Origin of the sequence: Paenibacillus sp. FSL W8-0187, assembly GCF_037969755.1 — a bacterium.
Taxonomy (GTDB): domain Bacteria; phylum Bacillota; class Bacilli; order Paenibacillales; family Paenibacillaceae; genus Paenibacillus_AQ.
Genome location: NZ_CP150206.1, coordinates 4,323,233 through 4,335,086 on the forward strand (window position 1 = coordinate 4,323,233; position 11,854 = coordinate 4,335,086).

The window sequence follows — 11,854 nt, forward strand, 5'->3', positions numbered from 1 at the left end:
GTGTACTTTCGAATCTAAGAAAACCTTATGTAATCGAAATAAAATTCTAAACCAAAAACGGACTTTAGAGACGTTATTTAGCAGATAGCAGCAAATCGACTGCCAATGCCCATTGATAACGACTCTGTTGTCCGTTTTAACTAGAAAATGATTCTTTTTTGTAACCTATTGTCTCCAGAAGATTTTTTATCCCGGTGGCGGGGCCGTGGATCGGCGAATGATCAACTCCGGGGGGAGCACAATGCGCTGTACAGGTTCTCCCTGGCTGGCCAGATTCCTGACCACAAGGTCCACCGCCAGGCGGCCCATCTGTTCCATCGGCTGGGCAATAACAGTGAGCGGCGGATCTGTTACTCGGGCCAGAATCGTATCGTCAAAGCTGACGACCGAACAGTCCTCAGGAACGCGCAGCCCGAGCTCGCGAATCGCCTGTAGGGCGCCGATCGCCAGCATGTCGTTGCAGCAAAACAGCGCAGTAGGCGGTTCCTCCAGCTCCAACATAACTTTGGCTCGTCTGAATCCGTCCTCGATCTTATGGTCACAGGCCGCAATATAGTCGGGGGAAAGCCCTAAACCGAACGAGGCGGCAGCTTCGACAAAACCCCTTACCCGCTCATTGCTGCTCGTCACCCGTTCATGCTCGGCAAGTACGGCCAGCCTGCGGTGACCGAGGCGAAGCAGATGCTCAGCAGCGAGACGGCCCCCTTCCAAGTCATGAACCCGAACGCTGCTGGCTCCAAGTGCCGGATTGTCCCGGGCGATAAGCGCTATAGCCAGCGAATGCTCCTGAAACGGCTTGAGCAGCTCACCATGGGATACGCCCGTACCGATAATAACGCCATCCACTTGCTTTTGCCTCAGCAGGCTGACATAGCGTTTTACCTTCTCTTCCTGGTTGTCCGTGCTGCAGATGATCACGCTGTATCCAAGCTGATGCCCGTGATCCTCGACCGAGCGTGCAATCTCGGCAAAAAAGGGGTTGGAGATGTCGGGGACGAGCAATCCCAGGGTATAGGTTTTTTTGCCGGCGAGGGCTGAGGCAATCGCGTTCGGCCGATAATTCAGGCGCTGCATGATATCCAGAATCTCCTCACGACGTTCGCGACTGATCTTGCCCTTGCCGTTCATGACATGAGAGACGGTAGCAATGGAAACGCCGGCTTCGCGCGCAACGTCATAAATAGTCGCTCTTATCATCCCTTGTGCTCCATTTGTTTAATTTTGGCTATTTCAATTTATTATGGGCTTTCATCTCGTTTAACGCAAGGCCGTTTTGTCGTTAATACTGCCTGCAGACATGCACACCTAGGATCCTGGTCCATAGCACGTTCCCTGACTTAGCTTGCTTTATCTCATAAGCCAATCATGATCCGGATCATTCCGGAATTTCCATATTCGCTTCGGCCCCGCCATGACGTTCAGATAGTACACATCATACCCGGGAGGCGCGGATACCGGATGGTAGCCCTCGGGCACCATTACGGCCTCGCCGTCTTTGACCGCCATCGTTTCGTCCAGCGAACGGTCATCGGTATAGACCCGCTGAACGGCAAAACCGCACTCCGGCTGAACCCGGTAGTAGTAGGTTTCCTCCAGCAGCGATTCCTCCGGCAGCTCATCGCGATCATGCTTGTGCGGTGGGTAGCTGGACCAGTTGCCCCCATCCGTAAACACCTCGACCACCAATAGGCTATCCGCCGGCTTTTGCTCCGGCAAAATATTATGCACTAGACGCGACATGCTCCCGCTCCCGCGGTTCTCCACGCCGACATCTTCCGGCGCGATGAGACGGGCCTGGTGAGTACCTTTCCCCGGGGCAAGACACACGGCCAGCTCCATTTCGGTTAATGCCGTGACCTCGAACTGTTTCTGTGATGGCACATAAACCGTATAGGGAGGCGTCTTCTCAAACACGCTCATGCGCTTGCCAATGTTGTCGCAGCTCTCTCCCCCTGCCTTCACGTCGGCTCGCCCGGTTAACAGAACAAGAGCCGCTTCTTGATCTCCCGTGGCTCGGCTCAGCGTCTGTCCTTCCCTTAAACGAAATACTTCAAAGCCCACATATGCCCAGCCTGCGCTTTCCGGCGTAATGGACAGCACGCGCCCGTCCAGGTCCGGCGTCGTTATGGGTACAATTAAGTTCGGCATGGTGTTCCTCCTCTTTTATGGATTTGGTCTGTTAATGATGTAGTTTCAATAGATACGCTCTCCCGTTTGAGCAAGATATTCCAGCGCTTTGGCAACAGCTTCTCATATACCGATTTCAAGCAGATACTTAGCGAATACAAACGGTTATATCTTCTTGTTCAGCCAGCTTAGGCATCTCCCTACATCATGCTGCCAATTACAGCCTCTCCAGATTTAGCCTGCCGAAATGCCGGTGGTGAGCTCGGCCAGCTTTACCGGGCGGCCCTGCTGCAGCGAACGCTTGGCCGCCAGGGCGATCAGCTCTGCTTGAAGGGCGTCATGGCCGCTGACCGGCACCGGGGTGCCGTTCTGCAAGCTTTCGATAAATTGCCGCGTCTCGTTCATGTACGCTTCCTTGTACCGCTCCAGAAAGAAATACAGCGGTTTGTCGCGGGTGACGCCGTCCGGACCGCTGATAACAGCGGTGCTTGGATAGTCGTTATCGGCGGATACGCTGCCTCCGGAGCCAAACACCTCGATCCGCTGATCATAACCGTAGACGGCCTTGCGGCTGTTGTCGATGACGCCAAGCGCTCCGCTTTCAAACCGCAGCGTTGTGAGGGCGGTGTCGATGTCGCCCAGCTCTCCGATGGCAGGGTCCACCAGTACCGCTCCCTGGGCGTACACTTCGATCACCTCGCTGCCCGATAGAAAACGGGCGATGTCGAAATCATGAATGGCCATATCCATAAACAGCCCGCCGGACACTTTAATGTAATCCGGATGGGGCGGGCTAGGATCGCGCGAAGTAATCTTAATCAGATGCGTTTCCCCGATTCTTCCCTCTGACACAATCTCCTGAACCCTGCTGAAGTTATGGTCAAACCGGCGGTTGAAGCCGATCTGCAGACTTACGCCGGCCGCTTCCACGGCCGCCAGCGCCTCGCGGGTCTGATCCACGCTCATGCTGACCGGTTTCTCACAGAAAATATGCTTGCCGTTCGCCGCAGCCTGCTTGATCAGCGGGACATGCGTATCCGTCGAGGAGCAGATCAACACGGCATCGATATCCGAATGTTCCATGATATCGTTACTATTAGTCGTAACCATAGGAATGCCGCGATCCGCGGCCCAGGCCCTCAGCTCGTCGTCGGCGAACAAATCGCTGATGGCCGCAATTTTCGCACCAGGCGTGCGCAGCAGATGATCCGCATGGATTTTGCCGATTCGTCCAACACCGATAATGCCGATATTAATAGTTTTCATATGAACGTCTCCTCTGCTTAAGGGCTACCAGCGCGCTGTTACCATTTTCTTGCGAGTATAGAACTCCACGCCGTCCGTTCCATTCGCATGCAGATCCCCATAGAAAGAATTTTTCCAACCGGAGAACGGAAAGAACGCCATCGGCGCTGGAACGCCGAGGTTGACTCCAAGCATGCCGGCATCGATATGCTCACGGAACTGGCGCACGTCGCTGCCATCCTGCGTGAACAGGCAGGCCCCGTTCGCGAAGTCCGAGCGGTTGGAGATTTCAATCGCTTCCTCCAGCGATTCCGCCCGCATGACGGACAGCACCGGGGCGAAAATTTCGTCTTTCCAAATCTTCATCTCGCTGGTCACTTCATCAAAAATCGTCGGTCCGACAAAATATCCGTCACCGCTCACGGCCTCGTCGCTTCGTCCATCGCGCACCAGCTTGGCACCTTCTTGCTCGCCCGCCTCGATATAACGGATCGTGCGCTCCTTGTGAGCTTGCCTGATAACCGGCCCAAGGAAAACGCCTTCGTTCGCTCCGTTGCCGATGGTAATCTCATCGGCCGTCTGCTTCAGCTTCTCCATCAGCGGTTCCGCCACGTCGCCCACGGCCACGACGACGGAGCAGGCCATACAGCGCTCTCCGGCAGAACCGAAGGCCGCGCTGACGATCTGGGTCACGGCCCCATCCAAATCGGCAGTCGGCATCACGATGCTGTGATTCTTCGCCCCCGCCAAAGCCTGCACGCGCTTGCCGTGGGAGGAAGCGGTTTTGTACACATATTCCGCCACCGGCTGGGAGCCCACGAAGGATACGGCGGCGATGCCGGGATGTTCCAGAATGCCGTTGACCACATCATGCGCGCCGTGAACGACGTTCAGGACGCCGTCCGGCAGACCGGCTTCGGCGAACAGCTCCGCCAGACGCTGTGCCAAGAGCGGCGTGCGCTCCGACGGCTTCAGCACGAACGCATTGCCGCAAGCGATGGCGAGCGGGAACATCCAGCACGGTACCATCATCGGGAAGTTGAACGGCGTGATTCCCGCCACTACGCCGATCGGATACCGGTACATGCCGGACTCCAGGTTGGTGGCGATGTCAGGAAGCTGCTTGCCCATCATCAGCGTAGGCGCACCGGCGGCAAACTCCACGCACTCGATGCCGCGCTGTACCTCGCCGTAGGCTTCGGCATAGCTTTTGCCGTTCTCCGCCGTAATCAGGCGCGCCAGCTCCTCCCAGTGCTCCACGAGCAGCTGTTGATACTTAAACAGAATGCGCGCGCGGCGAGGCACGGCCGTCTTTGCCCAGGTACGTCCCGCTTTGGCGGCCGCCTGTACGGCCTGATCCACTTCCTCTTTCGTGGATAGCGGGACGTAAGCAAGAATCTCTTCCGTTGCCGGATTGTATACGGGATCAGTTGTTTCGGATCGGGATGGAACGAATTGTCCGTCGATATAATTGCTCAGGGTTTGCGTCATGGCTGGTTTGCCCCTTTCGATTGGATCAGTAAAGATAGAAAAAATGAATGCTCTGCTCTACAAGAAATGAAGATTAGCAAAATCACAAGAAGGGGTGAGATTCCTAGAAAGAATACACTCTCAAGAACAGGAGTAATCTCACGAACAAGGGTAATCACAAAACAGGCCTTATCTCAAAAACACGAAATCTTATGAACGGGCGAAATCTCAGTATTGATAGATCTCAATAAAATCCTAACCATGGACTAAACTCAGGTATTGGCAGTAATCTCGCCTCGCTTGCAGCACTCGATATAATCGTGAACCGCCGTGCTCGTCGGCATCGCATCGGAGCAGCTGTGGCTAGAGATGACGATGCTAGCCGCCGCGCTGCCGAATTCCATGCAGCGCTCGATGGTCCAGCCCTGCATCAGGCCGTACAGAAAGCCGGCAGCGTATGAATCCCCCGCCCCGAACGTCTTGATGACTTTCGCCGGAAAGCTCCGAGCCGTATGGCTGGCACCGCCTGGGGTATATGCGATGGAGCCTTCCTTGCCGTGCTTGATAATCACGATCTTGGCGTTATAATCAAACCATTTGGCCGCCGTGATGCGATCGCTGCGCTCCGGATTGCCCCCGAACTGCTCCATCATGTCAAACTCTTCGCGCGTGCCGAGGATAATGTCGCATGATTCCGCCGCTAAATTGTAATAGGTTGCCGTCTCCTGCGGGGATTTCCATGTGTACGGACGGTAATCGAGGTCAAACGCGATCACGGCGCCGTGGCGCTTGGCATAGTCCAGAGCCAGAAACACGGCTTCCCGGGAAGGACTAGCCGCGAGCGCGGTTCCGGAGATCAGTACCATTTTGGCGGAGGCGATCAGCTCCTCGCTCACGTCCCCTGTTTCCAGCAGCAAATCCGCAGCGTTGTCGCGATACATTAGAATGCTGCAGTCGGTCGGGCTCTTGATCTCGGTAAAGGCCAGACCCGTTACGGCTCCCGTACGATCGATTGTCACGCCCTTCGTCGTAATCCGGTTATCTTCGAGGTACTTTGTAATAAAACGCCCCATCTGATCGTCCGCCACCTTGCCGATGAAGCCTGTATTCAGGCCCAGGCGGGCCATCCCGATACAGATATTGGCGGGTGATCCTCCGACATATTTGGTAAACGTGGTCGTTTCCTCCATCGGCCGGTTAATCTCATTGGCATTCAGGTCGATGCACAGCCTCCCTACAGCCACAAAATCCATCGGTTTTGCGTTATTGAACGTGATTTCACTCATGGATAAACCTCCTTGATCAGATCGGCCGCGGCTGAGCATTCATATGACTGCATGACTCCGTTCGCTAATGGCCGTAATCATTTGCAGCTCTCGTAATACTTACAGTTCAAAAATACTTCCAACCGGTAGACACTCCCAGATCGCTCCGCCCGCACTTGAATGAGTTTACTTTTGTCCGATAAGTATGTTACGATTCCACCCTCAAACTCAGTCGCATCGCCTTGAGCCTGGCTCGACCCTCGAGCCGTGGCTTCAGCCGTGCATCTTCGTCAGGTCTCCAGGCCGTCCAGGTATTCAATCGCCCGTTGAGCATACTCCTTGGCCGGATGAAGCACAGGATCCTGCTCACCCTCCAGCATCGCCCAGCCGTCATAGCCGCGTTCAACAAGCTCTCCGATAATCGGCGCAAAATCGATGCATCCGTCGCCAGGAACCGTAAACACGCCTCTGCGGATACAGCTTACGAAATCGCAGTTGTCCAGGCGCGCCTGTTCCAGCACATCAAGCTGGATATCCTTCAGATGGATATACGCGATCCGGTCATAATGCTTGCGGAGCAGCTCCAACGGGTCGTTTCCCCCGTAATAGGCATGACCGGTGTCGTACAGGAGAGACACCAGCGAAGGGTCAGTCATGGACATCAGCCGGTCGATCTCGTACGGCTGTTCCACAACCGTGCCGCCATGATGATGATAAGCCAGCTTCATGCCGTAGCTTGCCGCAATCTCTCCAGCCTGGTTCAGTCCTTCCGCCAGGCTTTCCCATCCGGTGTCATCCAGACGGAGAACGATGCTCTCATTCGGCGTCCGGCGGGGATCGAAGTGAAGTGATCCCCCTACCTCCGCCGTGCTGATCACCTTGCTGCCGAACCCGGCCAGAAACTCCGCGTGCCGTCGGTAATCCTCCAGCTCCTGCCTGCGATTGTCGGGATCGGAGAACAGCACCGACTTCCACTGGGAGACCAACTGAATGCCGCGCGCATCCAGCTCCCGTTTCAGCACTGCCCGATCCTTGGGGAATTTCCTTCCCATCTCCGTGCCTGTCAGACCCAAAGCCGCAATATCATCCACAATCATCTCAAACGTCGTGTCGTCTCCATGCTCCCTAACGTCCTCGCCGACCCAGTTAATGGGATGAATCCCTAGCTTGAACAGCCTGTCACTCATTACCATCGCTCCTTTGCTTTGTTTAGCAGGGGTTTGCTTCCTTGTCCAGATCCCTCAATCGAACCAGCTTCCTTGCTCGAGGCACTTGTATAGCCATTCCTTGCCCGCCTTGCCTCGAGCCGGCTTCATATTGCCCCCTACTCCGGTCGTTAGCAAGATCTTACTTGCTTTGCTGCTGCAGTCGTTAGTAGGGCCTTGCTTCCTTGCTTCGGACCGCCATCTGGCGCTGCGCTTCGGCCACCTTGCTTGAGGCCGACACCTCCGGCACCTCTACGCGCCACCAGGACTCATAACCGTCGGTGTTCGTTCCCGGAACGACCGGAATCTCGATCAGCGTTGTCACGTTTTCCTTCAGCGCCAGGAGCAGCGCTTCATGCAGCGCCTCCGGCGTGTTGGCCTTGTAGGCTTTAGCGCCGAGCGCACGCGCGTGCGCGGCAAAATCAATCGGGATGTACTCTCCGGTCAAGCGACCAGTCCCCTCTTCGCGGCGTCGGAACTCATTGCCGAACCCGTCGCTGCCGTTGCTCCGCTGCAGATTATGAATGCATTGGAAACCGTGGTTGTCGAACAGCAAAATCGTTATCTTCCGCCCTTCCTGCAAGCTGGTGACCAGCTCCGAATGCATCATCAGGTAACTGCCATCGCCGACCAGCGCATAGACTTCACGGTCCGGCTCCGCGAGGGCCGCACCCAAGGCGCCGCTCACCTCGTACCCCATGCAGGAGAAGCCATACTCCATGTGGTACGTCTTCGGTTCGGAAGGTCTCCATAACCGGTGCAAGTCTCCCGGCAGACTGCCTGCCGCACAGACGATGACGGAAGATGGGGAGATGACCTCATTGATGACGCCAAGGGCTCTCGTCTGCGGCAAGCCGTCCGGATGCTCGGCAGCGTACAGCCGGTCCACCTCGCTGTCCCACTCTGCTTTCAAACTGGCAAGCTCGTTTTCTTCGTAACCCGCTTGATAGCCGTCCCTAGACAGCATCTGATGCAGCGCTTTCAACCCTTCCTTCGCATCGGCAATCAGCGCTTCGCCGCCGAGCTTGGCGCCGTCCGCACTGTTGACATTCAGGTTCAGGAACGATACGTCCTCCCTTTGAAACGCCCATTTGGAGGACGTTGTAAAGTCAGAATACCGGGTGCCAATGCCGATAATCAGATCAGCCTTCGCGGCGATGCGATTCGCCGCCAGCGAGCCCGTTACGCCCATGGCGCCGAGGTTCAGGGGGTGTTTCCAGGAAAGCGCACTTTTGCCGGCCTGCGTTTCAGCGACCGGGATGCCGAAAGCTTCCGCAAATACAGCCAGGTCCTTGGCAGCATCGCTGTAGTGCACGCCTCCTCCTGCAATGATGAGCGGACGCTTGCTGGCTGCAATCCGTGCCGCCGCACGCTTCAGTCCTTCCGCCGACGGCGGGCGGCGGTCGATGACGTGTACCGTTTTCTCAAACAGCGAATCCGGATATTCGTACGCCTCTGCCTGCACGTCCTGAGGCAGCGCCAGCGTAACCGCCCCTGTCTCCGCCGGATCGGTCAGCACGCGGATCGCCTGCCGGGCGGCCGCGATAAGCTGCTCCGGCCGGGAAATCCGGTCCCAATACCGGCTCACTGGCTTGAATGCATCTGCGGCCGACACGGTGTAATCCGACGGGGCCTCAATCTGCTGCAGCACCGGATCAGGCTGGCGGCAGGCAAAGTTGTCACCAGGCAGCAGGAGTACCGGGATGCGGTTCACCGTTGCCGTAGCTGCGGCGGTGACCATATTGAGCGCACCGGGTCCGATGGACGAGGTGCAGGCCCATATCTGCCGCCGGTTTTTTTGCTTTGCGTATGCCGTGGCGGTATGCACCATGCCCTGTTCGTTTTTGCCCTGAACATAAACCAGTTCTCCCGAGCTTCGTTCCAAGGCCTCGCCAAGACCGGTTACATTCCCGTGTCCGAATATCCCCATCACCCCGTGCACGAATTTCGTCTCCACTCCATCAACAGAAATATACTGTGCATCCAAAAACTTCAGCAGTGCTTGTGCCGTCGTTAATCGTGTCGTCGTCAACCGGTTCATCTCCTTTTCAGCTTTTCATCGTCGTTGCATCCTATGGATAAAACTTAATGTGAATTAAGCGCTTAACCTGTTGGATCGAGGCGCTTAACCATCTAAGAGTTAAGCGCTTTACAGAAAGTGTATGCCTTACTGGCCGCCCAGCATGCCTTTCAATTTTATGATACCCCCGCCAGCATCATGATGCCGGTCCCGTAATTGTCATTCGCCACCATGAGCAGATCCTGCTTGTAATAATCCCCGGTAAAGGAATAACGGGACCCGCTGCATACCCCGTGCACGCTCCCGCGGCGATCGTTAGCTTTACCGGTCAGCCCCTGCCATGCCCGAATGGCGATATCGGCGAACGCTGGAATCCAGAATTTTCAAAAAGGAAACGCTGTCATTTATTATCAGATTAATCATCTGCTCCAACTGATACAATCTGACGTTTATCACCAGCAGACCCTGGCTTCCAAAGGGGAGCGGCAAATTTTTGTACATGGAGACGACCTGCTTCGGTTCGTTCTCCCCCAGACCCGTCATGGAGCGTACGGCCGACGAACCCCGATAATCGTGCTCCTTCGCGGCGTGCTCGATAAAAGAACGGTCCGGAAACGATGAGAGGGAACTCTGTCCGCTGGTGGTCAGCACTGATTGATCCGAATGACAGTACAAATAGACTGATCAATCAAGTCGCTGTCCGTTTGCAGCACGCGAAGTCGTTTCACCAGGGAGTACATCAGATTCTGGTCGGATGACGGGGTACTGAACAGATAGCTTGAATATAGGGAACTTGCCTCCACTTCGTTCAGCACGTTCATCTCAATCGCATGGATGGAGCGGTCAAGGTCTTCCATAATAAATCTGGTGGATATACCGTTCACCTTGGCCGCCTCTTCGCGTGAGGCCTTGTTAAACATAATAAAAGAAAGAAACACGATAAGCGTAATGGTGATAAGGAAAATGGGGAAATAGGAAAGCAGCTTGCGATACCAGTTTTTCCAGGTTAAGCGTTTTACTTATGCTTGTGCTATATTGTAGCACGGCTTTGTCCCTCAATGGAAGAGCGGTGACTCCAAAGGAAGGACTCCTGAAAGGCATCTTTTACCTTACACCATGGTCATTCTGATTCGAGAAACCAACTCAGACGATGTTATTAGAGCAAGATTTTACGAATACTGTCCTCTCCATCTCTAACACTTGAATGCAATCGGTTTCTTCCTGCTTCATGCATCATTCGCACCGAAAAAGCAGGTACAGTCTATCATCTTCTCAACACGGTACTTAAAACAAAAAAGCCGCGAATCCGCGGCTTCATTTACCCAATATGTTTTCGTCCCCAACAACACCTGCATGAGCAGGCTACCGTCCAGCCAAGGCCAAAGTTGTATCAAAATGTCCTAAGGCTACTCACTCGTTCCCTTCAACCCTTCATGAACTCCGATATCAAGACTTTCCGTCCCGTCTTGGCACTCTCCAAGGCAGCCAGCACCATCGCCATGCTGTAGACGTTATCGCTGCAATCCGTCTCCGGCTTGATGCCTGCTTCGAGAGCATGAAACATATTTTCCAGGCAGCCGTGATGTCCGGTCCTCTCCATTTCGGGCAGCGTCCCTTCAATCCGTTCATACTTCCGGATAAAGTTTCCTGATTGATCCCCTTCCGCCACGATCTCCGCATAAATATCATCATGGCCGTCCCAGATCGCCGTTCCTTTCTCTCCCGTTACGCGCCATGCGGCTTCCCAGGAGGTTTGGGCTCCTTCGGCGCACCAGGAACCGCGGTAATTGAACACGGAGCCGTCCGACATTTCATAGATGCATATCGCCATCGCGTTACCGGCATACCAGGAACCCGGCGGGTTAAACTCCTGACAGTACACGGATACCGGATCGGCTCCGCTGATCATTCGGGCCTGATCGAAGGTGTGAATGGCCATGTCAAGCAGCAGGGGACTGTCCATCAGGTCCCGAAACCCGCCAAAATGGGCGCCAAGGAAAAAATCCGCCCCTATGAACCCGGGCTTTCCAATCACTCCACCTTCAATCAAATCCTTGTATGCCCGAATTCGCGGATCAAATCGGCGGTTTTGCATGACGGCATGGGTTCTGCCTGCCGACTCTGCGAGCCTCACGATATCCAGGCATTCCGTCATCGATTCCGCTAACGGTTTTTCGCTGAATACATGACACCCGTGCTTAAGCGCTGCTGTGCTAATCCCATAGTGGCTGGCGGGAATGGTCACATCAAATACGATATTCGCTTCGCTTGAAGTAAGGGCCTCCGTAATATTGGTGTATAGGGGACAAGAAAGTCCATGCCGATCGGCAAATGCCTTTGCAAATTTCTCCTGGATATCCACGAGGCCCACGATTTCAACGTCCTCTCGCCCTTTCGCATATTCCGCCCATGTATTCGCCATACTGCCGCATCCTGCTATCACAACTTTAAATGTCGTGGTCATGCTAACTCCCCCTGAATACGTCATAATGTTGTAAACCGCTTACAATTTCACATCCTAA

General features: G+C 55.0%; 11 protein-coding genes. All 11 read right to left on the reverse strand.

The annotated features are described in order from the left end of the window. Nucleotides 1–186: 186 nt before the first annotated feature. The 11 genes from MKY48_RS19270 to MKY48_RS19320 all read right to left on the reverse strand — a co-directional run bounded on the left by MKY48_RS19270 (nucleotide 187) and on the right by MKY48_RS19320 (nucleotide 11,796). Nucleotides 187–1,197 (reverse strand): LacI family DNA-binding transcriptional regulator, encoded by a 1,011-nt coding sequence (locus MKY48_RS19270; RefSeq protein WP_339265559.1) that lies wholly within the window; start codon nucleotides 1,195–1,197, stop codon nucleotides 187–189. 150 nt (nucleotides 1,198–1,347) lie between these two features. Continuing rightward, the gene (iolB, locus tag MKY48_RS19275; RefSeq protein ID WP_339290392.1) at nucleotides 1,348–2,148 is read right to left on the reverse strand and encodes a 5-deoxy-glucuronate isomerase; all 801 of its coding nucleotides are present in this window, start codon (nucleotides 2,146–2,148) and stop codon (nucleotides 1,348–1,350) included. A 213-nt stretch (nucleotides 2,149–2,361) separates the two neighbouring features. After that, nucleotides 2,362–3,393: an inositol 2-dehydrogenase gene (gene iolG, locus MKY48_RS19280; RefSeq protein WP_339290394.1), complete on the reverse strand. Its 1,032-nt coding sequence runs from the start codon at nucleotides 3,391–3,393 to the stop codon at nucleotides 2,362–2,364. A 24-nt stretch (nucleotides 3,394–3,417) separates the two neighbouring features. After that, a complete protein-coding gene (locus MKY48_RS19285) occupies nucleotides 3,418–4,863 on the reverse strand; it encodes a CoA-acylating methylmalonate-semialdehyde dehydrogenase (RefSeq protein ID WP_339290396.1) in 1,446 nt (481 codons plus the stop codon). A 251-nt stretch (nucleotides 4,864–5,114) separates the two neighbouring features. Next, the gene (gene iolC, locus MKY48_RS19290; RefSeq protein ID WP_339290398.1) at nucleotides 5,115–6,128 is read right to left on the reverse strand and encodes a 5-dehydro-2-deoxygluconokinase; all 1,014 of its coding nucleotides are present in this window, start codon (nucleotides 6,126–6,128) and stop codon (nucleotides 5,115–5,117) included. 269 nt (nucleotides 6,129–6,397) lie between these two features. Then, complete coding sequence (gene iolE / locus MKY48_RS19295; protein ID WP_339290400.1) at nucleotides 6,398–7,294, reverse strand: myo-inosose-2 dehydratase; 897 nt, start codon at nucleotides 7,292–7,294, stop codon at nucleotides 6,398–6,400. A gap of 184 nt (nucleotides 7,295–7,478) precedes the next feature. Next, a complete protein-coding gene (gene iolD / locus MKY48_RS19300) occupies nucleotides 7,479–9,344 on the reverse strand; it encodes a 3D-(3,5/4)-trihydroxycyclohexane-1,2-dione acylhydrolase (decyclizing) (protein WP_339290402.1) in 1,866 nt (621 codons plus the stop codon). Between the two features lie 164 nt (nucleotides 9,345–9,508). Then, on the reverse strand, nucleotides 9,509–9,706 hold the full coding sequence (locus MKY48_RS19305) for a glycoside hydrolase family 88 protein (protein WP_339293529.1): 198 nt from the start codon (nucleotides 9,704–9,706) through the stop codon (nucleotides 9,509–9,511). Beyond that, nucleotides 9,654–9,983, reverse strand: a complete 330-nt coding sequence (locus MKY48_RS19310) for a hypothetical protein (protein WP_339290404.1) — start codon at nucleotides 9,981–9,983, stop codon at nucleotides 9,654–9,656. Before MKY48_RS19310 ends, MKY48_RS19305 begins: the two co-directional genes overlap by 53 nt. Next, nucleotides 9,977–10,216: a hypothetical protein gene (locus MKY48_RS19315; protein WP_339265575.1), complete on the reverse strand. Its 240-nt coding sequence runs from the start codon at nucleotides 10,214–10,216 to the stop codon at nucleotides 9,977–9,979. Before MKY48_RS19315 ends, MKY48_RS19310 begins: the two co-directional genes overlap by 7 nt. 539 nt (nucleotides 10,217–10,755) lie before the next feature. Then, nucleotides 10,756–11,796 carry a Gfo/Idh/MocA family oxidoreductase gene (locus MKY48_RS19320; protein WP_339290406.1) on the reverse strand — a complete coding sequence of 347 codons (1,041 nt, stop codon included), beginning with the start codon at nucleotides 11,794–11,796 and terminating at the stop codon, nucleotides 10,756–10,758. Nucleotides 11,797–11,854 lie beyond the last annotated feature (58 nt).